This window comes from Nitrosopumilus adriaticus, from assembly GCF_000956175.1.
Classification (GTDB): domain Archaea; phylum Thermoproteota; class Nitrososphaeria; order Nitrososphaerales; family Nitrosopumilaceae; genus Nitrosopumilus; species Nitrosopumilus adriaticus.
On sequence record NZ_CP011070.1, the window covers coordinates 1,258,943 to 1,281,561 of the forward strand.

Genomic DNA, 22,619 nt, shown 5'->3' on the forward strand with positions numbered 1-22,619 from the left:
TGAATATGCCACAAACAAAACCTATTGTAAGCGTGGAAAATGTTGTAGCCTCGGCTTCTGTAGACCAGAAGATGGACTTGAATGAAATCACAAAAACATTTCCAGATGTAGAATATCATCCGGATCAATTCCCAGGACTAGTTTTTAGATTAAAGACACCAAAAACGGCAACTTTGATTTTCACTTCAGGTAAAATGGTATGTACTGGTTCCAAATCTGAAGATATGGCAAGAAAAGCAGTAAAGACAGTTGTTCAAAAACTTCGAAAAGGCGGAATTAAAGTAAAAAAAGATGCAACAGTACAAATTCAAAATATTGTAGCATCAATCAATCTGGGTGGAAAAATCCATTTAGAGCAAGCAGCACGAACATTACCTAGAAGTATGTACGAACCAGAACAATTTCCAGGTCTTATTCACAGAATGCTTGATCCTAAGACAGTAATTCTATTATTTTCATCAGGAAAACTTGTCTGCACAGGAGCAAAGCAAGAGCCAGACGTATACAGATCTGTCAACAACTTGCATGCATTGCTAGAAGAAAAGAACCTAATGATTTATGATTAATCATAAATCAAATCTATTTTCATTAATTTTTCCAATTTGCTTATAAAGAAATTACCTTTTATACAAATTTTGTAATAACAATCATCCAATTCTGAAAAAATGGTTCCCAAAGAACCTACTTTAAAAATATGGATGAAGTGGAGGTAATTTGGACTCCTCTTCAAAAATTATTTGATTGGACTTCCCAATGGAACATCTTCATTGACTGTTAACCAAAAGGGCTTGTCATCAACATCAGCTGCCAACAGCATTGCATTTGATTCAACACCTGCCATCTTTTTTGGTTCTAGATTTGCAATTACAATCACAGTCTTTCCCACAATATCTTCAGGTTGATAATACTGAGCACCGCCAATAATTACGTCTCTCTTATCATCATTACCCAAATCAATCAAACCCTTGATGATTTTTGATTTACCCTCAATAGGCTCAGTCGAAATAATTTTTGCAACTCTAATGTCTAATTTTGCAAAATCATCATAGGATATGTTTGGCATGATAAACACTAATTATTCCTGTTAAAATAAATTCGCATTTACTGTAATTCCTTTTTGTCTATTCCACTAGTTTCAATCTCATATCTTAAAGCAGCTGGAAGCTCCATGTACTTTTTGTTGACCAGTGCAATTATCTGATCTTCTGGAACATTTACTTTTTTCAATAATTTCCCACGCTGGTGAGCATAGGAATTTTTCCAAAAACCAGCTCCGTCCAGTGTTCCAATTTTTGGCATGTATTTTGTGGGTTTCATTTTTTTTCAAATTTTAAGTGACTGTGACGGAAGAATGGCAAACGCCATTGGAACTGGAGTTACTGTTCCGGATTTTAGGCATGTTGCCCATCACAGTCTATTTGAAGTGTAGTTGGAATCTAATATATTTAATGCGGCAGTAATGATTTTGTACATGGCTACAATTGATGTCAAAGTAGAGATTAATGCCACACCTGAGAAAGTTTGGGAGATAGTCTCAGATATTGACAATGAGCCGAAATTTTGGAAGGGGACAAAGGAAGTCAAAAATTTATCAAAAGAAGGAGACACTATCAAACGAGAAATTACAATAGCGTTCAGGGATCAAAAATGTCTTCAAGAAGTAAGACTAGAGCCTAAAAAGAGAATAGAGGCCAAATTCACAAAAGGCATCATAAATGGTGAGAAGATTGTGTCAATCATTCCAAATGGAGACAAGACAATCCTGCAAACTGCATGGGACATTAAACTAACTGGAATGATGAGCATGTTCACAGGCATAATTAAAAATCACATCAAGAGTGGAACAGAGCAAGCAATGCAGAGTATCAAAGAAGAGATAGAGCGATAAATAGATGGAACTAATTTTTGAGATTATCAATTATTCTTTAACTGCAATTTTAATTGGAATTTGCGGCGCATGGATTTTTCTAATCAAATCCATGGTGGACTCATTTAGATTAACTCCATATCTTGATAAATTTGAAGATATATCAGTGTCCAACCCCAAGGTATCAATTATCCTTCCAGCAAGAAATGAAGAAGAGTTTATCAGTAAATGTCTGGACTCGTTAATTGATCAAGATTACAAAAATTATGAAATCATAGTAATCGATGATTCATCAGAGGACAATACACAAAAAATTATTTTAGAATATGCAGAAAAACATTCTAATGTAATTCCAGTTATTGCAAGACCAAAACCTAAAGGATGGATGGGAAAAAATTGGGCTTGTATGGAGGGATTTAGGAAAGCAACAGGAGAACTTTTGTTATTTACTGATGCAGATACAAAGCATTCTAGAAGTGTGATATCGTTATCAGTTGCACACTTAATTTCATTTAATTTGGATGCATTATCTGCAATTCCCAAAATGCTCACATTTGATTTTTGGACAAAAATCACACTTCCCATGATATCGACATTTTTACACAGTAGATTTTCTGCATTGAATGTAAATAATCCTGCAAAAAAGACAGGCTATTTTTTTGGTAGTTTTTTCATTTTGAAAAAAGAGACATACGAAAATGTAGGTATGCATGAAGGAGTCAAACATGAAATAATTGAAGATGGTGCACTAGGCAAAAAAGTCAAGGAGGCAGGGCATAAGATGAAATTAGTTAGAGGAGATCACCTAATTGATGCAGTATGGGCAAGAGACAAAAGCACATTATGGAATGCTCTTAAGAGACTAATGATTCCACTATATTTACAAAGTGGGAAGATTGCAATTGGTAGTTTTTTTGCAACTCTATTTTTGTTGTTTGTACCATTTCCAATATTTGCAGTGTCGATATCCCTACCAGTCGAGGCAATGTCTACAAAGATTCTTTGTATTTCTTCGGCAATTGCATCAAGTTTCATCTATGCAGCAGCAATTATCGAAGTAAAGCTTGGACTACATCTTAGATTAATTCATGCATTGTTTGCACCATTAGGTAGTTTGGCAGTAGTTTTGGGATTTCTAAGTGGGTTATTGCAAGCAAAAAGAAGCGAATCAGTAATGTGGAGGGGTAGAAGGTATTCTATGAAAGATCACACTCAAAGTTCAATCAGCATATAGCAAACCTTTTAGATACAAAATAGAAAAATAAAAATCTCATGGACAAATCTGGAATTCTTGCAGGCAGCGCAATAGGGGCTGCAATTGTACTGGTAATAGTTACAGTGTTATTCATTTCCCCTCCTGAATCAATTAAACCAGAGATCATAGTTAGCAACGGACATTCACCAAGTACAGTAGGTGAAGAAACTCCACTTTATGCAAAAAAATTATCGTTAATTGAAATTTTTGAAAGATCAGAACCGGGTGTAGTTAGAGTTAATGTGCAAAGAAGTGAAACAGCAGACATTACAAACGGGGTAGGCTCAGGATTTGTTTTTGATAAAATGGGGCACATTATTACAAATGCTCATGTTGTACGGGATGCAAACAAAGTCGTCATCACATTTCTAGATGGAAGATCATACAATGCAGAGATAATTGGTTCAGATGAATTTACAGATATAGCAGTAGTTAAGGTCAATGCAGATTTACAACTTTTACATCCTCTATCACTTGGAGACTCTTCAAATCTCAAAGTGGGAGAGCAAATAGCTGCAATTGGAAATCCATTTGGACTTTCAGGTTCAATGACTGCAGGAATTGTGAGTCAGCTAGGGAGATTATTACCATCAGGAAACGGGTATTCCATTCCAGATGTCATTCAAACAGATGCGGCAATCAATCCAGGAAACTCTGGAGGCCCATTGCTAAATATGCGCGGAGGCATAGTCGGAATAAATACAGCAATTCAATCAGCTACAGGTGAATTTACAGGAGTCGGATTTGCAATACCCTCACAGACTGTAGCAAAAATTGTACCAATTATCATTGAAAAAGGAGAATACAAGCACCCATGGATTGGAATTTCAGGAAGAGATATTGATCCAGACTTGGCAAAAGTTTTGGAGTTAAATGATGCAGTGGGATTCATGGTAGTCACAGTAGTCGAAGATAGTCCCGCATCAAAAGCTGGCCTAATTGGATCAGATAAAACAATCGAGGTTGACGGAGTAAGTTATGCAATTGGAGGAGACATCATTCTTGCAGTGGATGGAAATGAAGTTAGGAAAATTGATGATATTTTGATACATCTTCAAAGAGCAAAAAGCATTGGTGATGAGATGGTTTTAGAGATTTTAAGAGATGGTAGAACAACAAATGTAACAGTTGTTCTTGATGAAAGACCAAACGGCAATTAGGATAACACAAGAATAAATACTTCTAGTCAGGAATGATTCTGTTGAACAAGCTTGTCTTAAACTCTGAGAGTTTAAACAAAGTTTTAGAGAATAAAACCATATCTCGTGAAAATATTTCTGAAATCTATCAAAATGCAGTAAATGATCCTACCGAGCTTTTTTCAGCGGCTCAAAATCTAAGAGAGAAATTCAAAAATAACACAGTAACATTTTCAAAAAAAGCATTTTTCAATATCGTAAATTTATGTAAAGATACTTGCTCTTATTGCACATACAAATCAGAGCCAGGAGAAGAAAAACTATCTTTAATGTCAAAACAGCAAATTTTGGAATTAATGCAGTTAGCAAAAAAATACAGATGTGTTGAAGCACTCTTTGTAACAGGAGAACAACCTGAGCAAAAATATCAAGAAGCACGCGACTGGTTAAAAGAAAACGGGTTCAAATCAACTGCAGAATATTTAATTCATTCATCAGAAATTGCATTAGAGTTAGGACTATTCCCACACACAAATGCAGGAAATCTTAGTTTTGAAGAGATGAGAGAATTGAAAAAAACAAACGTGTCAATGGGAATAATGCTTGAAAATATCAGTGAAAGGCTAACTGAAAGAGGGATGCCACATTATCTTGCAGCAAGTAAAAGACCAAAGGCTAGGATGCAAGTGCTTGAGAATTCTGGAAAACTAGGAATTCCGATGACTACAGGAATTCTAGTAGGAATAGGTGAGACCATCGAAGAGGTAATTGATTCAATTTTAGCAATTAGAGAACTGCATGAAAAATATGGAAATATTCAAGAGATAATTTTACAAAACTTTCAACCAAAATCAGACACTATAATGAAAAATGAACCATCAGCTGATGAAAAATACTTCAAAACGATTGTTGCACTATCAAGAATAATAATGCCTGAGATGAACATGCAGATTCCCCCTAACCTATCACCAAAATCTTATCAGAGTTTTTTGTCTGTTGGAATAAACGATTGGGGAGGAATATCACCGTTAACTCCTGATTTTGTCAATCCAGAATTTGCATGGCCAGAAATTAACAAAGTAGATAGTGATTCTAAGAATGCAGGATTTGAATTGAAATGCAGATTCCCAGTATATCCAGAATTTGTGTCTTTTATTAGTAAAGAGTTAAGAGATAAGATGGCAGTGATTGAAAATGAGGAAGGATTGGTAAAGGAGGAGTATTGGAGATGACCATTAACATAGAACCGCTTTTGAAAAACGCTGATCCAATCGTATCTGAAATTCTTAACAATGCATTGTCAGACAAGGAAGTATCTGCTCAAGAGGGTTTAGAACTATTCAAAACAACTGGAATCGATTTTCATTTAGTAGGACTAGTTGCAGATGAAATTAGAAGGAGAAGAGTAGGAGATATTGTATCATATGTGGTTAACAGAAACATCAATTTCACAAATGTATGCATTAAACAGTGTGGGTTTTGCGCATTTAGTAGAGATTTTCGTGAAGAGGAAGGGTATTTTCTTCCAACAGAAGAAATAGTTCGTAGAGCAAAAGAGGCCCATCAATTAGGGGCAACCGAAGTTTGCATTCAAGCAGGATTACCCCCGGACATGAAAGGAGATCTTTATGAGAATATTTGCAGAGAGATTAAAAAAGAGATTCCAGATATCCATATTCACGGATTTTCTCCCGAAGAGATTCTTTATGGGGCATCAAGATCAGAAACATCAATTGAAGAATTTCTAAAAAGAATGAAGGAGGCAGGAGTAGATACGCTTCCAGGAACATCAGCTGAAATTCTTGATCAAAAACTAAGAGATGTTATTTCTCCTGGAAGAATAACAGTTGAGAATTGGGAGAAAATAATCAAGAACGCTCACAAAATGGGAATTAGTACCACATCAACTATGATGTTTGGTCATTTAGAAACACTTGAGCAAAGAGTAAACCACATCGCAAAATTAAGGGAAATTCAAAAAGAGACGGGAGGATTCACAGAATTTGTTCCGCTTAATTTCATCCATACAGAAGCACCAATGTACAAACACCAATTGCATGAGGGAATAAGGCAAGGTGGAAGTGGAAACGATGTATTACTAACACATGCAGTTGCAAGAATAATGCTAAACAATTCAATTGACAATATACAAATGTCATGGGTTAAGGAAGGACAAAAAATGTCACAGCTATTGCTAATGTGGGGAGCAAATGATTTTGGCGGCACACTCATCAATGAGAGCATTTCAACATCAGCAGGATCAGAGCACGGGCAATTATTAAGACCAAAAGAAATCAGAAGAATGATAAAAGAAATAGGAAGAATACCTGCAGAAAGAAATACCAATTATAAAATTCTAAAAAAGTTTGATTCAGACGAAGAAACAGATGAGGAACTAGACAAAGTATCAGATGCATCACAATTTGGCTCTTATGTAGAATTGATAAAAATAAACAAATTCAAATACAAAAATCCAAGAGAAAAGTAAATGTCTGCCTTAGATGAGGCATTAAATCATTCAAAGAATATTGGAATCGATGAATGTGAAGTAGTTATTTTGAAAAAAAAGATTACAACGGTACGCATTACAGATTCTGAGATTGCCGAAACAAAACAAAACTTTGATGAAAGTTACGGCATTAGATTAATTCACAAAAAGAAAATAGCATCAATTCAAACTACAAATTATCATGAGATTAAGGATCTAATTGATGAATCATTAAAAACACTGACAAATCTTAGACCAAGGGAATTTTGGAAAGGATTGCCCTCCAAAGCGCAATCAGAAAAATTAGATGGCACATATGATGAAAGGCTTGAGAAGATTTCAGGATCAAAATCAATTGATATCGCTGAATCCATGATAAATGCAACTAATAACGATAAAATTAATTCGATTACAGGCTCACTCAATATTGTTTCAGATGATTTTGAACTTGAAAATTCTAATGGATTAAATCTCAAAGAAAAGGCCACATACATTTCAGGAATAATTAATGCAGAATCAGAATTTGGGAGGGCACCAGTATCAGGAATTGGACACGATAGTTGCAGAACGTTATCACATTTTTCAGCTGAAAGAATTGGCATGGATGCAAAAAAAATGTGTTTAGAATCAATAAACCCCCAAAAAATTGATTCAGATGTTTATTCAATAATCTTTGAGCCATATTCAGTAGGAGAATTGCTGGCATTTGTTGTAGCAGCAAATTTTAATTTTAAAACATTTGCAGAAAAGAAAAGTTGTTTCTCAAATAATTTTGAAGAGCAGATTGCAGTAGAACAGCTTAGTCTCATCGACGATCCATATGCACTAGAAGGAATTGGAACAAAATCAGTTGATGATGAAGGAATTCAAACAAAGAAGCAAAGTTTGATAGATAAAGGGATTTTCAAGAATACTTTTTCGAATATTTTTGATAGTTACAAAGAAGAAAGACATTCCTCTGGAAATGCATTACGTTTAGGATCTCCATTGGGAAAAAGTTCAGAGCCAATCCCAATTGCAGCACCACACAATCTAAAAATCAATGCAGGTAAAAGTTCTCAAGAAGACATGATCAAAGATACCAAACGGGGATTGTTAGTGGGAAGATTATGGTACACATATGCGGTAAATCCAATCAAGGGCGATTTTTCATGTACTGCAAGGAGCGGAATCAAAATAATCGAGAACGGAGAAATAAAAGGTCCTGGAAAATCAGTTAGAATAATTCACAATCTCGGAGCAATGCTAAAAAATATTTCAGAGATTGGAAATAACCAAAGAAATGTGATTCAATGGGCATCACTGCCATCAATCACACCGTCAATAAAGGCCGAAAATATTTCAGTAAAATCAATTTAGTGCTAAAAAATAGGCACAAATTAATTAAAAAATGCAAATATCAGATACGCCACGTAGCCTACAGCAATACAACCACCCATTATGCGATTAATCACTCCAGTTTTCATGGCAAGTAATAATGAAACGCTAAAGATTATCATGATAGCATAATCAATGAAAACATCAGGTGCAATCATTACACCGCCAAGTGTTGCACCAACACCCATGATCATCAAAATATTGTATATGTTGCTTCCAATGATATTGCCAATTCCAATATCCCCATGCCCTTTTTTTATGGCAATTAGCGAAGTAATTAATTCTGGAAGAGATGTTCCAATTGCAATTACAGTCAGGCCAATTATTTTTTCAGACAAACCAAATTCTTGCGCCAAAATTACAGCATTGTCTACCGTTAGAATTGCGCCAACATACAAAAAAACAATCCCAATCCCAATTAATCCAAAAGATTTCAGATAAATGTTATTTTTGATTTGCTCAGATGTTTCTATTTTTTCTTCTCTATGTTTCATTGCATCTTTGAATGTATAATATCCAAAAACTCCCAATCCAGCAAGTAGTAAAACTCCATCATATGAAGAGATCTCCCCATCAATTGAAATCAAAATTAACAAAATAGAAACACCAAGCATTATCGGAATTTCTTTTCGTAAAACAGATTTACTTACTGCAATCGGAACAAGAATTGCAGAAATACCAATAACCATCCCAACATTTGCAATATTACTTCCAATGATATTTCCTAAAATTATTGCACTGTGTTCGCCAGCTGCTGCAACACTGGCAGCTAGTTCAGGAGTAGATGTACCATATGCAACAATAGTCATTCCAATGACAAGATTACTAATTCTAAATTTTTTGGCAATTGAAACACCGCCACTAACTAACCAATTCCCCCCAAAACACAGCATTACTAATCCAGCTATAGTCAATACAGCACTGATCACTACATCCATAGTTGGATTTCCAAGTATGATGGTTTAAACTCAATGATTTACCATAATTTCACAATTCTAACAATTCAAGCTAATTTTCAAAGTCATTTACAGGCTTAAAACGATATGAGAGTTTTCAGAATTAGGCTTCTTTTTGCGAATCTAGTGCAGAGCGTACATGATCAATGATCTTCAAATAGTCAGCCCTAGGTTCCGTACTAACCATAAACAATTCACTAGAATTAATTGGAATGCTAATCATTGTCACTTTTTCATATTCTGTAATAGAAGATGTTTCTTTGCCAATTTTGTAGGCCAAGTTAGTGTAAAGCTCTCTTTTTTGTAATGCATAGTGAATAGACATTTTTACCTCATCTTCAGATAACATGCCCTCAACATTCTCATTATGGTCTCCAGTTACTAGCTCACCTTTGCTGTTTGCAACCCCCGCAAATCTTACTTGTGAATCTAAAGCAAGAACTTCTTTTGATAATTTTTCATAATTTATCGCCATATTTCATCGATCTTTTTTCTTTTTGAATAAGATTTCATCTTTTTCTTGCAACTCATCTGTATAGTCATCCATATCCAACATGAACTCCTCTTCATCAGAATATGCAGATTCAGCATGCTCACTTATGTCTAGACCGACATCTTCAACTTCAGGTGAAACTCTAATGCCAATTAGATGCTTCAACACTTGTAGAATTATCCAAGTACCACCAAAGCCCATTGCAGCCGCGACCCCAACACCTACGGCTTGAATCCATAATTGATCAGGATTACCAAATAGTAATCCATCAACACCTCCAGGGTTAATCGCAGTGCTTGCAAAAATTCCTATTGCAAGTGCACCTACAATTCCTGCAACTCCGTGGACAGAGCTCACGTCAAGTGCATCATCAATCTTCAATCTTTCTTTGAATAGCACTACACCAGAATACGAGATAACACCAATTGCAATACCAATTACAAATGCATGTTCTGCGCTTACAAATCCAGATGCAGGGGTAATTCCGGCAAGACCTGCAATAGCACCATTAATTGTAGCTACAACAGATGGCTTTCCGGTTCTAATCCAAGAAAGGCCAGCCCAAATTAAAGCAGAAACAGAAGAGGCCATGTGAGTAACTATTACAGTGTTTCCTGCAACACCACCTGATGCTGAAAGTGCACTTCCTGCATTGAAACCAAACCAACCAAGCCACAATAATGAAGAACCAAGAACTGCAAGTGGAATACTATGAGGAATCATAATTGCGGGGCCATAATGCCTTCTTCTACCAAGTACAAGTGCGGCAGCAAGAGCTGCCATACCAACACTAGTGTGAATTACAATACCTCCTGCAAAGTCAACTACACCTAATTGTGCTAGCCAACCGCCACCCCAGACCCAATGGACTAGAGGATAGTAAATCAGCATAGACCATGCAGAAATGAATATGATAAAAGAACTGAACTTCATTCTTTCAGCAATTGTTCCTGTAAGTAATAGAGGGGTAATTGCTGCAAACATTAACTGGAATTTTACAAACAACACACCCGGAATTGTTGGAGCGTATTGTTCTAATGGAGCATCAGAAGGAACGCCTTTGAGAAAGACCCAATCCATATTTCCAACCAGACCCATTGTAGAGTCACCAAATGATAAACTAAATCCAAACACGAACCACATTACACTAAGTAAAGCCAAACCAAAGAATATCTGCATGAAAATTGATGCTGCATTCTTTTTTCTTAAGAGACCAGATTCAAAGAGACCTAACGCAGGAATCATTAAAAGTACAAGACTGCCAGCTACGAGCATCCATGCTGTATCCCCAGAATCAAGTACCATTATTGAAAGGATTTAATTCAAAACTAATAACAATGTCTAAAATCGATTACCAAATGATTATCATTTAGTTATCAAAATCAGAAATTATATTTGTGTAAGGGACAATATGATTACTAAATGCTCAAAATCGAAGTCATATTAGGCGAAAATGATGTAATGGCGATCAGTGAAGGACTAAAAAAGATCGGCATAGGAGGCCTCACAGTATCCAAAGTCAGAGGAAGAGGAAAGAGACCAGGTCCGGAAATTCACGCATCAAAAGGAAGTGAGATTTTCACACCACAGTTCAACGACAAATATAGAGTCGAGGCAATTATCACAGATGCCATGGAAGATGAAGTTATAGGAATTATCAAAGATAATGGAAGAGTTGGGAAAATTTTTGTCTCTCAGATTTTACGTGCAGTAGATATTGCAACCGGTGACGAAGGGGAAAATACAATTTAGAATTACAATGGATTTACGTAAAAGTAAATTATTTCGCAGAGAAAAGATGCAACCACTTCAACGTAAAGATTACCTCAAAGTTGCCGTAATGTGCGGAGTAATTATAGTACCATTACTTGTCGGTTTAGTTTTATGAAACTCTCAAAAATTTTTATTGCAAAATTAATTCTTGCAGCAGTTGGAATGACTTTGGTAGGATTAGCTTTGTTTGGACCTTATATCTAATAGTCGCCAAAAGTATTTTCATAAACAACAGTTGGGTTCTTCAATTGTTTTTCCAAAGTTGGCAGTGATTTTACAATACAGTAATTTACAAAGTCACTAAAAGATTTTATCCTATAATCATCTCTGAGTTTTTCTTTGTTTATCTCATAAACTGTTTGCAGTTTATGTAAAGTAAATTTCTGTAACGGAACAAATCTACTTCGTTTAGGTAATGCATTAGATTCTATTTTTTTTTCTAAAGAAACCTCCAAGTCTTGTTTTGCATCAAGTGTTTCCATATCTACAACTTCTTCCATCTCAGAAACAAAGATTTTTCCACCATGATCAGATGAAAGACCAGAATTTTTTGAAATCATCTCTACAACTTTTCTTGCATCTTTGTCAGATACAACAATCTCAATTTTTGCCAAAGGAACGGATTTTATTCCCGTAGAACCAATTCGAGAACCTTTTACCTCATCATAAATATCACTATCATCCAAATTTCGTTTATCAATTACATATGTCCCCATTACACTCAGATTAGTCTTAATTGTGGTGAAAGTTTTTCGCTTGATTATTGCCTCTATTTTTTTCACAAATAATTTCAAAAAAAGGTTCTATTTATCAGGATTGTTTATGTTCACAATTAAAAATTAGATCGCAGTAGAATTTAGAAGAAAAACAGGCACAATTAAGGTGTAAAAAAACCAGCTAGAAAGACAAGCAAAGCTCAAGTTAAAGACTAATAAGGTAATGTACCGTACGATACGGTATGATGCGAGCAAGACTAACATACGTACCACTAGAAGTGGCAGACCAATTTGGAGATTTTATCATACAAAGAGACGAACAAGTTCTCGATGCGGTAAAAGCAAGAACACGAGATTTTAGCACACTGTCTTTGATAAAGTTGCTATATCAATTAAGAGGAAACCCAATGACATTTTCTGATTTGTATTCAAAATCAAAAATCAGAATGAAAAAGTCATTTCTAAACTATCTACATCTATGTGTGGATTACAACTTTATCAAAAAAGAAGCAGTAGGTCCAAACATGATCTATACAATCACAGACAAAGGACGAACTATGTTGAATCTGTTTATGCAGAAAAGTAATTAGACAGAACAAATCGACGTAAGCAGTGCAGAAAGAATTTCCAGAAGCCGAAGTCTTTGAGATAAAGAAAGTAGAACTAAACAGTCCAATAATTTTTGCAGGGTTTGTAGGAGCAGGTCTGGTAGGCCCTCTTGCAATAAACCACATTATTGAAAAATTAGAAATGAAACAAATAGGAGTGATGAGATCAAAATACCTACCACCATCAACAGTATTCATGAGAGGAAGGCTTCGACATCCGTTCCGATTTTATGCAAATCAAGATGGAACGATTTGTGCAATAATTTGTGAAATAACTTTGAGAATGGAAGGATTGTACTATTTAGTGGAATCAATTTTAGACTGGGCAGCGCAAAAAGGATCAAAAGAAATTGTGATTCTAGATGGTGTTGCAAGTACAGAGCACGACGACAAAGCATATTGTGCAGCAGAAGAAGATTTGGTAAGAACCATGGCAGAAAAAGACATCAGTATGATTCCTCAAGGATTCATCACTGGAATTCCAGGAGGAATACTAAATGAATGTCTAGTAAGAGAAATCAAAGGAGTAACACTATTAGCAAAAGCAAACAAAGTGGCACCGGATTCAGGAGCAGCTGCTACGCTAATTGAAGCCATAAATCGATTTTATGACATGGATATTAATACAAAACAACTCCAAGATGAAAAAGATAGAATTCACACAGAATTCAGTGAATTGTCTCAGAAATATGTTGAGCATAGAGAAGAGATAGCTGGAATGTATATGTGATCGAAATAGCAGGCAAATTCTTTTATTCACAGCAAATAGGCATCAAACTATGACCCTAACCTACAAAAAAGCAGGAGTAGACATTTCTAAAATTAAACAAAGCCAGCAGGCAATTGGGAAATTAATCGCATCAACTCACAAGCTTCAGAAAAAAGCAAAGATAGCACATGGATTTGGACATTACGCAGGAATTGTAGAGATTCCAGGAGGAAAACTTTTGGCCACACATACAGATGGTGTCGGAACCAAAGTAGTAATTGCAAACATGATGAAAAAATACAACACCATAGGAATTGATTGTGTTGCAATGAATGTTAATGACATAATCTGTATTGGAGCAACACCAATTTCGTTTGTAGACTATATTGCTGCAAACAAAAATGATGTAACAATATTCAAAAAAATTGTAGAGGGATTAGTAACAGGTGCAAAGAAATCTTCAATGCCAATTGTAGGTGGAGAGACTGCAATAATGCCCGATGTAATTGAAGGGAAAGGATTTGCATTTGATTTGGCAGGAATGGTTGTAGGGCTAGTAGAGAAAAAAGATCTGGTGTTGGGAAATAAAATAAAAACAGGAGATGTGATTATTGGTGCAAATAGTTCCGGAATTCATTCAAATGGATACTCACTTGCAAGAAAAGCACTATTAACAAAATATTCAGTAAAGGACAAAGTTAAAGGAGTTGGAACAGTGGGCGATGCATTACTAAAACCAACGGAAATCTATACAAATCCAGTACTTGAGATAATTCAAAAATGTAAAGTGAATGGTTTAGCCCACATTACTGGAGGAGCATTCACCAAACTATTACGCCTCAAAAAAATAGGATACAAGATTGATTCTTTGCCAAAAATTCCACCAATCATGGGATTAGTTGAGGAACAAGGAGTAAAACCTGAAGAGATGTACAAGACATTCAACATGGGAGTAGGGTTCTGTGTAGTTGCACCAAAAAGCCAGGCAACTAGAATCAAATCAATATTCAAAAAACACAAAATATCAAGTCAAGAGATAGGACGAATTATTCCCAAGAAAGGTGTTTTTGTCAACTCTATTAAAATTGCATAAGAATCAATTTCCCAAAAGATAAAGATAAGAAATTAATTTGTAGGATTCATCAATGCGGCACGTTCCTTTGTTTTTTGATCTACTAGAGCATTAACAAATTGACCAGGTTCTGAATTACAATCACCAATATTTACTGCAAAACCATCCATAGTTTCTCCAATACAGCCATCTTCTGTAACTGCAATTATCTTAACTAGTTCCATAGTTTCTGCAGGTGCAATATAGAACATCAAATATGCAAAAAGAAGACCTGCCCCCAAGGCAATAATTCCAGCTATAATGAAAATAGAGTTCTTACTTGACGTTGGATTAGATTTTCCACCTACAGATGACATATTGGTATACCATGAATTTAACTAAAGAGGTATTCGGTTATTTCTCAGAATTGATTTTTAACAATACATGTTATTCGTGAAAGCATTTGGTAGATCTAGCACATTCTCAGCAAATTTACATAAATTGCTTTATTTACTAAAAACAAAATTATTTTCAACCTGATTTAGCTTATATGATAGATTCTCAGAAAGTAGTAAGATAGGAATGGCAGAGGCGCATCTAATTGAGACAATTATCGGTATAGGAATTCTTCTTTTTGCAGCTAAATTAATGGCAGAACTTTTCCTCAGATTAAAACTTCCAATTGTTTTAGGTGAGCTTTTGGCAGGAATGATAGTAGGACCATTTGCATTAGGAGCATTTTTTGTTGTTGACGGTAGGCAATTACTTCAGATCAACGACGAGATTAGAATTCTCGGAGAGATGGGTGCAATCGTAATTTTGTTTATGGCAGGACTTGAGATGACACCAAAAGAATTTCTCAAAGGGGGGAAAGCATCGTTTACTGTTGGGTCGCTGGGAGTAATAGTTCCATTCTTTGCAGGTCTTGTGGTTTTTCAAATGTTTGGCTTTGATGCATTACAATCAATGCTTATTGCAACGGCACTGACAGCTACCAGTATTGCAATATCAATTCAAGTTCTAAGTGAATTTGGTAAAATAAAAACACCCGAAGCAAGACTCATCATCGGTGCTGCAGTGGTAGATGATATTTTAGCAATTGCAGTGTTATCAGTAGTATCATCTATTGCAGGATCCGGTGGAGGAGTAGAAGATATAGAGATTAGTCAAGTAGTCATCACAATATTACAAGTGTTGGGATTCTTTGCAATAATGCTCATAGTAGCAGTAGTCATAATTCCAAAAATCATCACACCAAGATTATGGAAAGCAAAGGGCAGTGTGGAAGGTATTGCGACTGCGTCATTCTTCGGTGCAGCAGCGCTTGCAGGATCCATAGGGCTATCACCGATTGTAGGAGCATTTGCAGTCGGAATGGCATTATCAACTACCAAAGTATTTGAAAAAGTAGAGAACTACATTGGAAAAGTTGGATTAATTTTTGCACCCCTATTCTTTGCAATTATCGGCGCACAAGTAGACCTAAGGGCAGTGGATTTGAATGTGTTAATGTTAAGCGGAATAGTGATAGTAGTTGCAGTTGTAACAAAATTATTTGGTTGTGGCCTTCCAGCAATCCTATTTTTGAAAAACAAACAACAAGGTATGCGAGTGGGAATTGGAATGATCTCAAGAGGAGAGGTAGGACTTATTGTTGCAGGTGTAGGAGTAACGGCAGGGATTTTGACATCAGAAGTTTATTCTACAATCATCATCATGGTAGCAGTAACAACAATCATCACACCATTATGGTTAAAGATGGAATACAGAAAAGAACAGAAAAACAATACTGGCGCTACCGAGCAAAGTATAGAGCAAAAACCAGAATAAACAGCGAGTACCTTAGATTATATAGAAAATTCTTTATCGCAAAGTATGTTCTTTGAGAAAAGATGTGGTGAAAAAGTTGGCTGCTAATTACAACGATTTAACAAAACAAGTTCTAAATTTGCAACCACAGGTAAAATTTGCGGCAGTTGTAAATGTCAAAGGGGAAATTGTTGCTGGAGGACATAAAGAAAATGTGGAGCAATTACTCGTCGGTGACAATAGTAAGATGTCAATTCATTACGCTTTGCAAAAAAGAGACATCTACACTAATTTGACTTACAGAATAGGCAAAGAAAGATCTGCAATTACAGAATTTGAAAAAGTTGCAATCATCAGCATTCCAATAAATTCCAATGAATTGTTTTTAGTCCGTACAGATAAAGGAGTAGATTATTTTAAAATTGTAGAATTTGTTTATTCAAAATTAGATCCTCAAAAATATATTCGCGAGGAGATGAACGTGATAAAAAATGAGATCGAGAAATTAAAAAATCTCAAAGAAATCAAGACTGCTGCAAAGAAAAAGGTAGTAAAGAGAAAACCAGCTAGAAAGACTGCTGCAAAGAAAGAGGTAGTAAAGAGAAAACCAGCTAGAAAGACTGCTGCAAAGAAAAAGATAGTAAAGAGAAAACCAGCTAGAAAGACTGCTGCAAAGAAAAAGGTAGTAAAGAGAAAACCAGCTAGAAAGACTGCTGCAAAGAAAAAGGTAGTAAAGAGAAAACCAGCTAGAAAGTCTGCTGCAAAGAAAAAGGTAGTAAAGAGAAAACCAGCTAGAAAGACTGCTGCAAAGAAAAAGGTAGTAAAGAGAAAACCAGCTAGAAAGACTGCTGCAAAGAAAAAGGTAGTAAAGAGAAAACCAGCTAGAAAGACTGCTGCAAAGAAAAAGGTAGTAAAGAGAAAACCAGCTAGAAAGACTGCCAAACCTAAAAGAAAAACAAACAAAAGAAAATAGACAGCAAATAAGCCAAATTATTTAACGAATTTATGTCCAAATTAAGATGAGTAAACCATGAGTAATCTAGACCCAGTATTATCAAAGGCATGTAGTGAAATTACTCAGAATCTTCTAACAATCAATGAACCAAGTAAGAAACAAGTGAAAGAGGAAATCATAAAAATTTGTACAAAATATGCCCTAGAAAGAATTCCAAGAAATTATGAAATTCTATCAATGGCTAAAGAATCAGATTTTAACAAATTAAGAAAAGTATTGCTAAGAAAACCAGCAAAGACTGCATCAGGAGTATCAGTTGTTGCATTGATGCCTAAACCATATGCATGCCCACATGGCAGATGTACATATTGTCCAGGTGGTATAGAGTATAATTCTCCAAATAGTTACACAGGAAAAGAACCATCATCACTTAATGCAATTGAAAACGAGTTTGATCCTAAATTACAAATCACTTCAAAAATTAAAAAACTAATTGCTTTTGGACATGACCCATCCAAAATGGAAGTGGTGATTGTTGGTGGAACTTTTCTTTTCATGCCAAGAGACTATCAAGAAAATTTCATAAAATCATGTTATGATGCACTAAATGGTACAGATTCAGAAACTTTGGATGAGGCCAAATCAAATAACGAACATGCTGCAATTAGAAATGTAGGATTTACAATTGAAACAAAGCCAGATTATTGTAAAAAAGAACATGTAGATTTAATGTTAAACTATGGAATTACAAGAATAGAGATAGGAGTACAATCACTACAGGAACGAGTTTATGAAATAGTGAACAGGGGGCACAATTACAAAGATGTAGTAGAGTCATTTCAAATTTCAAAAGATGCAGGCTACAAAATTGTGGCACATATGATGCCAGGGTTGCCTACAATGACCCCAGAAGGAGACATTGCAGATTTTAAAAAACTATTTGCAGATTCACAACTACGTCCAGATATGCTCAAAATTTACCCATCATTAGTTATTGAGAATACTCCACTCTATGAAGAATACAAACAAGGAAAATACATTCCATATTCAGATGAAGATATGATCAAAGTTTTAACAGAAGTAAAAAAGAATGTTCCAAAATGGGTCAGAATAATGAGGATACAAAGAGAAATATCCCCAAAAGAAATCATTGCAGGACCAAAATCAGGCAACCTAAGACAAATTGTCCACCAGAATCTAGCAAAACAAGGACTGTCATGCAAGTGTATTAGGTGCAGGGAAGCGGGACTATCAAACAAAAAATCAGACCCAAATGATGTGAAACTAAAGAGAATCGATTATGATTCATCAGGAGGAAAAGAAGTGTTCCTATCTTATGAGGATAAAAATGAGTCAATTTACGGATTTTTGAGATTGAGAAAACCAAGCAGTGAGGCTCACAGAGACGAAGTTGGCAAGAACAGTTGTATCGTAAGAGAAATTCACGTTTATGGGAAGTCATTAAAGCTTGGAGAAAAAGAAGAAAATGAAATACAGCACTCAGGTCTTGGGAAAAACCTAATGCGAGAAGCTGAGAAAATATCCAAAGAAGAGTTTGATGCAAAGAAGATTCTAGTAATCAGTGCAGTTGGTACAAGAGAATATTATCAAAAGTTAGGGTATTCGTTATATGGGCCATACATGTCCAAGACATTGAATTAGTGGAAATGTCAGAACAAGAAATTATTGGTAAAGGGACCTGGATAGATAAGCTAGCATCAGAATTACTTGAACGTGAAAAATCACTTGGAAGAAATCTAGATATCATTAGAGTAGAAAGTGGTCTCGGAGCATCAGGTGTCCCACACATCGGAAGTCTAGGAGATGCAGTAAGAGCTTACGGGGTTAAACTTGCACTAGAGAATTTCGGTTACAAATCAGATTTAATTGCATATTCAGATGATCTTGACGGATTAAGAAAAATTCCTGAAGGATTTCCTGATTCTCTTGAAGAACATTTAGCAAAGCCAGTATCGCTAATTCCTGATCCTTATGGATGTCACGACTCTTATGGTATGCATATGAGCAGCATTCTTTTAGATGGACTAGACAAAGTTGGAATAAAATATGAATTTAGAAGAGCAGTTGATACCTACAAGAAAGGATTACTACAAGAGCAAATCCATACAATATTACAAAACAGTACAAAGATTGGAGATAAGATATCAGAGCTTGTAGGACAAGAGAAATATCAAAAATACCTACCATATTTTCCAGTTTGTGCAAATTGTAATCGCCTCTACACAGCAGAAGCTACAGAATACATTGCAGATGAGAAGAAAGTAAAATATCATTGCCATGATGCAGAAATTGGCTCAAAAATGATCAAAGGGTGTGATCATCAGGGGGAGGCAGACATTACAAAAGACCTTGGAAAACTAGCATGGAAAGTAGAATTTGCTGCAAGATGGGCTGCATTTGATATCAGATTTGAGGCATATGGAAAAGACATCATGGATTCAGTAAAAGTAAATGATTGGGTTGCAGATGAAATTTTAGGATTCCCACATCCACATCATGTAAAATATGAAATGTTCTTAGACAAAGGGGGAAAGAAAATTTCAAAATCTCTTGGAAATGTAATTACAGCACAAAAATGGTTAGAGTTTGGCAGTCCCAAATCAATTCTATTATTACTATACAAAAGAATCACAGGTGCAAGGGAATTAGGATTTGAAGATATACCATCACTAATGACTGAGTACAATGAATTAGAAGACATTTACTTTGGACGAATCAAAGTAGACAATAAAGCAAAACTTACAAAATCAAAGGGGCTCTACGAGTATGTCAATCTCCTCAATCCCCCAAAACAATCAACCACACATGTAAACTATAGACTATTAGTTGAACTTGCAAAAATATTCAAGGAAAATAGATCTGAAAGAGTAATGAAAAAATTACTAGACTATGGAGTAATCAAAAACCCTGAACCTGAAATAGAGAAACTCATAGAGCTTGCAGGGAATTATTCAAATGAGTTTGATGAGCAAGAAAAGATTCAAGTTGATTTAGATGACACTGCAAGAAAAGCACTAAAGATTTTAGTCGATGCACTTGGTGCAGAAGAGGAACCAGAAGATATTCAAAATACAATATATCAAATTGCAAAATCAAACGATGTTCAACCAAAAGATTTCTTTAAAATATTATACCAAATAATTCTCGGAACATCAAGAGGACCAAAAATAGGACCATTCATTTCAGACATTGGAAGAAAGCAAGTTGCAAAAACACTGTCAGAGTATGTTTAGTAATGGTTCACGCTGATCACAATAAATCAAAAAACAGTGGTGGATTTGCCTTGATAATTTTAGGGGCATTAATGCTATTTCTGGCACCCAATATCTATCCAGAAATGCCAGAATTAGGCATAATGGGCTTATTTGGAGGCTTGATTATTGGAGGAATTGGATTTTATCTGAAATTTATCAGGACACGAGTAAAGAAGGAATAAAGAAACGTTCATCTCTTGGAAATAATGGTTGAGTATCATGGGGCTTTTTGGTAAGAAAAAAGAAGAAGCAGAGACAATATCTCAAAACAGTGAAGAGTATGTACTAAAAGAGGAATTAGAATCCGAAGTAGAAAAGTTACAGCAAGAATACAGAGCAAAACAGGCAGAACTTGATTCGATTACCGAAAAAATTCAATCAGTAAAAAAAGAGTATGATTCTACAGTCGGAAATTTAATGCTTGTCAAGAAAGAACTTAATCAAAAAAAGATGGAGCATGACATCATTCAAAGAGAATGCAAAGAAATGGATGAAAGAATAAAAAATGCAGAAAAAATCAAAGATTCAAAATCAATTGAAGAGTTCAAACAGACAGAAGAGAATTTAGAGAAATTAAAAGAAGAATTAGCAGAATTTACAAAAAAACAAGACGAGATAAAAGATGAAATTGAACAAAGTAAAGTAGAACTACACAACATAAGAAAACAACAAATTGATGCTCAAAAGGAATTAGACGAAGCAAATTCAAGATTGTATAATGCAAAAGAAGAACTAAACAAAAAAGATCAATTCCAAGATACTGAAGTTTTAACACCTAAAGAAAAAGAATTCATTGTAGGTGAAAAAGCAAATGACAAGAGTTCTGCAGGAATCATAGAAGCTGCAAGTGCAGTAGTAGGATCTTTAAAATCAAAACTTAGTATGACAGAAAAAGAATTAGAAACAGTTCAACTGCTTTTAGAGAAAGAAAGAGAAGACCATCAAGAGACAAAAAAAGAATTAGATGAAATCAAAGCATTGTCTAAAAAACTAGAAGAATCATAAATTTGCAAAATGTTTTTTCCATTTTGATTTGATTTCTTGCTCTGAAACTCCCATATCATACAAGGGGGATATAACATTAGAAACATCAGTGACTTTTACTAGAACTATTGAATTGATTGGGCTCTTGACACCATTATCTCTATAATGATTGAGGATTTTCTCAAAGAGAGACTTGTCTTTGATAATTTGAGCCTCGCCCTTAAACAGATACCCCTTTCTAAGCAGAGGATCTATCACATTAATCTCCACATTAGGGTTTGTCTGTAAATTATTCATTGTGTCAGGTGAGCGTATATCAGCAAAAGCCAGTGTTTTGTCAGTCCATCCAATAATAGTTCCCTTGGGTGAAAGATTTGGAGTCCCATCAGAGTTTACTGTAGCAACATATCCAAGCTTTTGAAGGTCTAAAAATTCCTTAATTTCTTGTGTAATCACAAAGACTGTTACTCTGAATAGATATAATGTATTTAGTTTTGAAAATTATCGCATGAATTCAGCCATTTCTATTGAAAAGAAGAAAAACGCAATTCCCCCTCCAATAATTCCAATCCAAGCGGCAATTTGTTTAATTTTGGACATATAATAGAAATATCTAAACTCATTATTGAATCTAATTGAATTTTTTTAGACAATTTAATTAGACTGATTACAAAATACCAATATTGGCAAGTATCAAAGATATTGGAGGATTTTTTATGTTTATAGTTGGAGGGTTGGTAGCAATTATTGTAGGGTCATTTATGATTAGAGGAACTATGCATATGTGGGATAATCCAGATAATGAAAAAACAAAGGGCAAGAAAAAGGACTAAAAAGCAAGTAATATCAATTGAATTTAGAAGTGCTTCAGAATTCATCAATTAGAAAATCACTTGACGAATATATCAAAAGAAGGATTTTAGAAATTCCAACTGAAATAAAACAGACATTTCCAAACATCAGACAAATTTGGAAGTGCAATGACGAACTTGATTTTCTTTATGGGTATTACGTAGGAAAAATTGAAGAAGGCGCATTACATTATTTGCTTAAAGCCACACGAGCCTCAGCTGGAGGTTACGTAGACACATTTGAAATTAGAGGAATAATTGAAACACGGAAAATGGAATTGCATGATGCAATAAAGGCTGCAATCAATTAGTG

The 22,619-nt window shown here is 35.1% G+C and carries 27 protein-coding genes; 19 read left to right on the plus strand and 8 right to left on the minus strand.

The genetic code is table 11. From position 1 onward, the window contains the following. Nucleotides 1-5: 5 nt before the first annotated feature. Complete coding sequence (locus NADRNF5_RS07420; RefSeq protein WP_048116795.1) at nt 6-566, plus strand: TATA-box-binding protein; 561 nt, start codon at nt 6-8, stop codon at nt 564-566. 167 nt (nt 567-733) lie between these two features. Here the strand turns inward: NADRNF5_RS07420 and NADRNF5_RS07425 are convergent, their stop codons facing one another. Further along, the gene (locus NADRNF5_RS07425; protein ID WP_048116797.1) at nt 734-1,063 is read right to left on the minus strand and encodes a tRNA-binding protein; all 330 of its coding nucleotides are present in this window, start codon (nt 1,061-1,063) and stop codon (nt 734-736) included. Nucleotides 1,064-1,101: 38 nt separating this feature from the next. Then, nucleotides 1,102-1,299, minus strand: coding sequence for a hypothetical protein (locus NADRNF5_RS07430; protein ID WP_237089238.1), 198 nt, complete (start codon nt 1,297-1,299; stop codon nt 1,102-1,104). 172 nt (nt 1,300-1,471) lie between these two features. Here NADRNF5_RS07430 and NADRNF5_RS07435 point away from each other — a divergent pair, with 172 nt between their 5' ends. Genes NADRNF5_RS07435 through NADRNF5_RS07460 form a run of 6 tightly spaced genes read left to right on the plus strand, consistent with a single transcriptional unit; the run spans nt 1,472 to nt 8,108 of the window. Continuing rightward, nucleotides 1,472-1,888 carry an SRPBCC family protein gene (locus NADRNF5_RS07435; RefSeq protein WP_048119344.1) on the plus strand — a complete coding sequence of 139 codons (417 nt, stop codon included), beginning with the start codon at nt 1,472-1,474 and terminating at the stop codon, nt 1,886-1,888. Between the two features lie 4 nt (nt 1,889-1,892). Continuing rightward, nucleotides 1,893-3,101 (plus strand): glycosyltransferase family 2 protein, encoded by a 1,209-nt coding sequence (locus NADRNF5_RS07440; protein WP_048116802.1) that lies wholly within the window; start codon nt 1,893-1,895, stop codon nt 3,099-3,101. A gap of 38 nt (nt 3,102-3,139) precedes the next feature. Then, nucleotides 3,140-4,282 (plus strand): S1C family serine protease, encoded by a 1,143-nt coding sequence (locus NADRNF5_RS07445; protein WP_048116804.1) that lies wholly within the window; start codon nt 3,140-3,142, stop codon nt 4,280-4,282. A 41-nt stretch (nt 4,283-4,323) separates the two neighbouring features. Then, nucleotides 4,324-5,493: a 7,8-didemethyl-8-hydroxy-5-deazariboflavin synthase subunit CofG gene (gene cofG, locus NADRNF5_RS07450; protein ID WP_048119353.1), complete on the plus strand. Its 1,170-nt coding sequence runs from the start codon at nt 4,324-4,326 to the stop codon at nt 5,491-5,493. After that, a complete protein-coding gene (gene cofH, locus NADRNF5_RS07455) occupies nt 5,490-6,749 on the plus strand; it encodes a 5-amino-6-(D-ribitylamino)uracil--L-tyrosine 4-hydroxyphenyl transferase CofH (RefSeq protein ID WP_048116808.1) in 1,260 nt (419 codons plus the stop codon). The genes cofG and cofH overlap by 4 nt, the downstream gene beginning before the upstream one ends. After that, complete coding sequence (locus tag NADRNF5_RS07460) at nt 6,750-8,108, plus strand: TldD/PmbA family protein (protein ID WP_048116813.1); 1,359 nt, start codon at nt 6,750-6,752, stop codon at nt 8,106-8,108. It begins immediately after the preceding gene. 20 nt (nt 8,109-8,128) lie between these two features. Here the strand turns inward: NADRNF5_RS07460 and NADRNF5_RS07465 are convergent, their stop codons facing one another. The 3 genes from NADRNF5_RS07465 to NADRNF5_RS07475 form a co-directional block, all read right to left on the minus strand. Beyond that, the gene (locus NADRNF5_RS07465; protein WP_048116817.1) at nt 8,129-9,064 is read right to left on the minus strand and encodes a calcium/sodium antiporter; all 936 of its coding nucleotides are present in this window, start codon (nt 9,062-9,064) and stop codon (nt 8,129-8,131) included. A 121-nt stretch (nt 9,065-9,185) separates the two neighbouring features. Then, on the minus strand, nt 9,186-9,557 hold the full coding sequence (locus NADRNF5_RS07470; RefSeq protein ID WP_048116820.1) for a DUF6659 family protein: 372 nt from the start codon (nt 9,555-9,557) through the stop codon (nt 9,186-9,188). Between the two features lie 3 nt (nt 9,558-9,560). Continuing rightward, a complete protein-coding gene (locus NADRNF5_RS07475; protein WP_048116823.1) occupies nt 9,561-10,880 on the minus strand; it encodes an ammonium transporter in 1,320 nt (439 codons plus the stop codon). A 117-nt stretch (nt 10,881-10,997) separates the two neighbouring features. Between NADRNF5_RS07475 and NADRNF5_RS07480 the strand changes: the two genes are divergently transcribed. Beyond that, on the plus strand, nt 10,998-11,327 hold the full coding sequence (locus NADRNF5_RS07480) for a P-II family nitrogen regulator (protein WP_048116825.1): 330 nt from the start codon (nt 10,998-11,000) through the stop codon (nt 11,325-11,327). A 221-nt stretch (nt 11,328-11,548) separates the two neighbouring features. Here the strand turns inward: NADRNF5_RS07480 and NADRNF5_RS07485 are convergent, their stop codons facing one another. Then, nucleotides 11,549-12,130, minus strand: a complete 582-nt coding sequence (locus NADRNF5_RS07485) for a P-II family nitrogen regulator (protein ID WP_048116828.1) — start codon at nt 12,128-12,130, stop codon at nt 11,549-11,551. Between the two features lie 176 nt (nt 12,131-12,306). Between NADRNF5_RS07485 and NADRNF5_RS07490 the strand changes: the two genes are divergently transcribed. The 3 genes from NADRNF5_RS07490 to purM are packed head-to-tail and all read left to right on the plus strand — an operon-like array spanning nt 12,307 to nt 14,474. Next, nucleotides 12,307-12,654, plus strand: a complete 348-nt coding sequence (locus tag NADRNF5_RS07490) for a helix-turn-helix domain-containing protein (protein WP_048116830.1) — start codon at nt 12,307-12,309, stop codon at nt 12,652-12,654. A gap of 22 nt (nt 12,655-12,676) precedes the next feature. Next, nucleotides 12,677-13,402: a proteasome assembly chaperone family protein gene (locus NADRNF5_RS07495; RefSeq protein ID WP_048116832.1), complete on the plus strand. Its 726-nt coding sequence runs from the start codon at nt 12,677-12,679 to the stop codon at nt 13,400-13,402. A 49-nt stretch (nt 13,403-13,451) separates the two neighbouring features. Next, nucleotides 13,452-14,474: a phosphoribosylformylglycinamidine cyclo-ligase gene (purM, locus tag NADRNF5_RS07500; protein WP_048116835.1), complete on the plus strand. Its 1,023-nt coding sequence runs from the start codon at nt 13,452-13,454 to the stop codon at nt 14,472-14,474. Nucleotides 14,475-14,506: 32 nt separating this feature from the next. Here purM and NADRNF5_RS07505 read toward each other — a convergent pair whose 3' ends face one another. Continuing rightward, nucleotides 14,507-14,809, minus strand: coding sequence for a hypothetical protein (locus NADRNF5_RS07505; protein ID WP_048116848.1), 303 nt, complete (start codon nt 14,807-14,809; stop codon nt 14,507-14,509). A 205-nt stretch (nt 14,810-15,014) separates the two neighbouring features. On the opposite strand from NADRNF5_RS07505, the gene NADRNF5_RS07510 reads away from it, so the two are divergent. From NADRNF5_RS07510 to NADRNF5_RS07540, 6 genes are all read left to right on the plus strand, one after another. Continuing rightward, a complete protein-coding gene (locus NADRNF5_RS07510) occupies nt 15,015-16,262 on the plus strand; it encodes a cation:proton antiporter (protein WP_048116852.1) in 1,248 nt (415 codons plus the stop codon). A gap of 76 nt (nt 16,263-16,338) precedes the next feature. Beyond that, a complete protein-coding gene (locus NADRNF5_RS11630; RefSeq protein WP_237089240.1) occupies nt 16,339-17,214 on the plus strand; it encodes a DUF6659 family protein in 876 nt (291 codons plus the stop codon). 57 nt (nt 17,215-17,271) lie between these two features. Continuing rightward, nucleotides 17,272-18,858, plus strand: coding sequence for an elongator complex protein 3 (locus tag NADRNF5_RS07525; protein ID WP_048116855.1), 1,587 nt, complete (start codon nt 17,272-17,274; stop codon nt 18,856-18,858). A gap of 5 nt (nt 18,859-18,863) precedes the next feature. Beyond that, complete coding sequence (gene lysS / locus NADRNF5_RS07530) at nt 18,864-20,450, plus strand: lysine--tRNA ligase (RefSeq protein WP_048119362.1); 1,587 nt, start codon at nt 18,864-18,866, stop codon at nt 20,448-20,450. A gap of 2 nt (nt 20,451-20,452) precedes the next feature. Beyond that, nucleotides 20,453-20,653 carry a hypothetical protein gene (locus NADRNF5_RS07535; protein WP_048116858.1) on the plus strand — a complete coding sequence of 67 codons (201 nt, stop codon included), beginning with the start codon at nt 20,453-20,455 and terminating at the stop codon, nt 20,651-20,653. A 37-nt stretch (nt 20,654-20,690) separates the two neighbouring features. Next, nucleotides 20,691-21,476: a coiled-coil domain-containing protein gene (locus tag NADRNF5_RS07540; RefSeq protein WP_048116869.1), complete on the plus strand. Its 786-nt coding sequence runs from the start codon at nt 20,691-20,693 to the stop codon at nt 21,474-21,476. Here the strand turns inward: NADRNF5_RS07540 and NADRNF5_RS07545 are convergent. After that, nucleotides 21,471-21,911 carry a pyridoxamine 5'-phosphate oxidase family protein gene (locus tag NADRNF5_RS07545; RefSeq protein WP_048116872.1) on the minus strand — a complete coding sequence of 147 codons (441 nt, stop codon included), beginning with the start codon at nt 21,909-21,911 and terminating at the stop codon, nt 21,471-21,473. The two genes, NADRNF5_RS07540 and NADRNF5_RS07545, sit on opposite strands and share 6 nt — an antisense overlap. A 227-nt stretch (nt 21,912-22,138) precedes the next feature. Here NADRNF5_RS07545 and NADRNF5_RS11400 point away from each other — a divergent pair, with 227 nt between their 5' ends. Next, nucleotides 22,139-22,288: a hypothetical protein gene (locus NADRNF5_RS11400; protein WP_192828307.1), complete on the plus strand. Its 150-nt coding sequence runs from the start codon at nt 22,139-22,141 to the stop codon at nt 22,286-22,288. A gap of 29 nt (nt 22,289-22,317) precedes the next feature. Next, nucleotides 22,318-22,617 carry a hypothetical protein gene (locus NADRNF5_RS07550; protein WP_048119365.1) on the plus strand — a complete coding sequence of 100 codons (300 nt, stop codon included), beginning with the start codon at nt 22,318-22,320 and terminating at the stop codon, nt 22,615-22,617. The last annotated feature ends 2 nt before the right edge of the window (nt 22,618-22,619 follow it).

Excerpts from the sequence above, each read along its gene's own strand:
- NADRNF5_RS07425 (WP_048116797.1), bottom strand. The coding sequence starts at position 1,063 with ATGCCAAACATATCCTATGATGATTTTGCAAAATTAGACATTAGAGTT.
- NADRNF5_RS07465 (WP_048116817.1), bottom strand. The coding sequence starts at position 9,064 with ATGGATGTAGTGATCAGTGCTGTATTGACTATAGCTGGATTAGTAATG.
- NADRNF5_RS07440 (WP_048116802.1), top strand. The coding sequence starts at position 1,893 with ATGGAACTAATTTTTGAGATTATCAATTATTCTTTAACTGCAATTTTA.
- NADRNF5_RS07490 (WP_048116830.1), top strand. The coding sequence starts at position 12,307 with ATGATGCGAGCAAGACTAACATACGTACCACTAGAAGTGGCAGACCAA.
- NADRNF5_RS07445 (WP_048116804.1), top strand. The coding sequence starts at position 3,140 with ATGGACAAATCTGGAATTCTTGCAGGCAGCGCAATAGGGGCTGCAATT.
- NADRNF5_RS07525 (WP_048116855.1), top strand. The coding sequence starts at position 17,272 with ATGAGTAATCTAGACCCAGTATTATCAAAGGCATGTAGTGAAATTACT.
- NADRNF5_RS07475 (WP_048116823.1), bottom strand. The coding sequence starts at position 10,880 with ATGGTACTTGATTCTGGGGATACAGCATGGATGCTCGTAGCTGGCAGT.
- NADRNF5_RS07480 (WP_048116825.1), top strand. The coding sequence starts at position 10,998 with ATGCTCAAAATCGAAGTCATATTAGGCGAAAATGATGTAATGGCGATC.
- NADRNF5_RS07510 (WP_048116852.1), top strand. The coding sequence starts at position 15,015 with ATGGCAGAGGCGCATCTAATTGAGACAATTATCGGTATAGGAATTCTT.
- NADRNF5_RS07470 (WP_048116820.1), bottom strand. The coding sequence starts at position 9,557 with ATGGCGATAAATTATGAAAAATTATCAAAAGAAGTTCTTGCTTTAGAT.
- cofH (WP_048116808.1), top strand. The coding sequence starts at position 5,490 with ATGACCATTAACATAGAACCGCTTTTGAAAAACGCTGATCCAATCGTA.
- NADRNF5_RS07430 (WP_237089238.1), bottom strand. The coding sequence starts at position 1,299 with ATGCCAAAAATTGGAACACTGGACGGAGCTGGTTTTTGGAAAAATTCC.
- NADRNF5_RS07540 (WP_048116869.1), top strand. The coding sequence starts at position 20,691 with ATGGGGCTTTTTGGTAAGAAAAAAGAAGAAGCAGAGACAATATCTCAA.
- purM (WP_048116835.1), top strand. The coding sequence starts at position 13,452 with ATGACCCTAACCTACAAAAAAGCAGGAGTAGACATTTCTAAAATTAAA.
- NADRNF5_RS07460 (WP_048116813.1), top strand. The coding sequence starts at position 6,750 with ATGTCTGCCTTAGATGAGGCATTAAATCATTCAAAGAATATTGGAATC.
- NADRNF5_RS07435 (WP_048119344.1), top strand. The coding sequence starts at position 1,472 with ATGGCTACAATTGATGTCAAAGTAGAGATTAATGCCACACCTGAGAAA.
- NADRNF5_RS07505 (WP_048116848.1), bottom strand. The coding sequence starts at position 14,809 with ATGTCATCTGTAGGTGGAAAATCTAATCCAACGTCAAGTAAGAACTCT.
- lysS (WP_048119362.1), top strand. The coding sequence starts at position 18,864 with ATGTCAGAACAAGAAATTATTGGTAAAGGGACCTGGATAGATAAGCTA.
- NADRNF5_RS07535 (WP_048116858.1), top strand. The coding sequence starts at position 20,453 with ATGGTTCACGCTGATCACAATAAATCAAAAAACAGTGGTGGATTTGCC.
- NADRNF5_RS07420 (WP_048116795.1), top strand. The coding sequence starts at position 6 with ATGCCACAAACAAAACCTATTGTAAGCGTGGAAAATGTTGTAGCCTCG.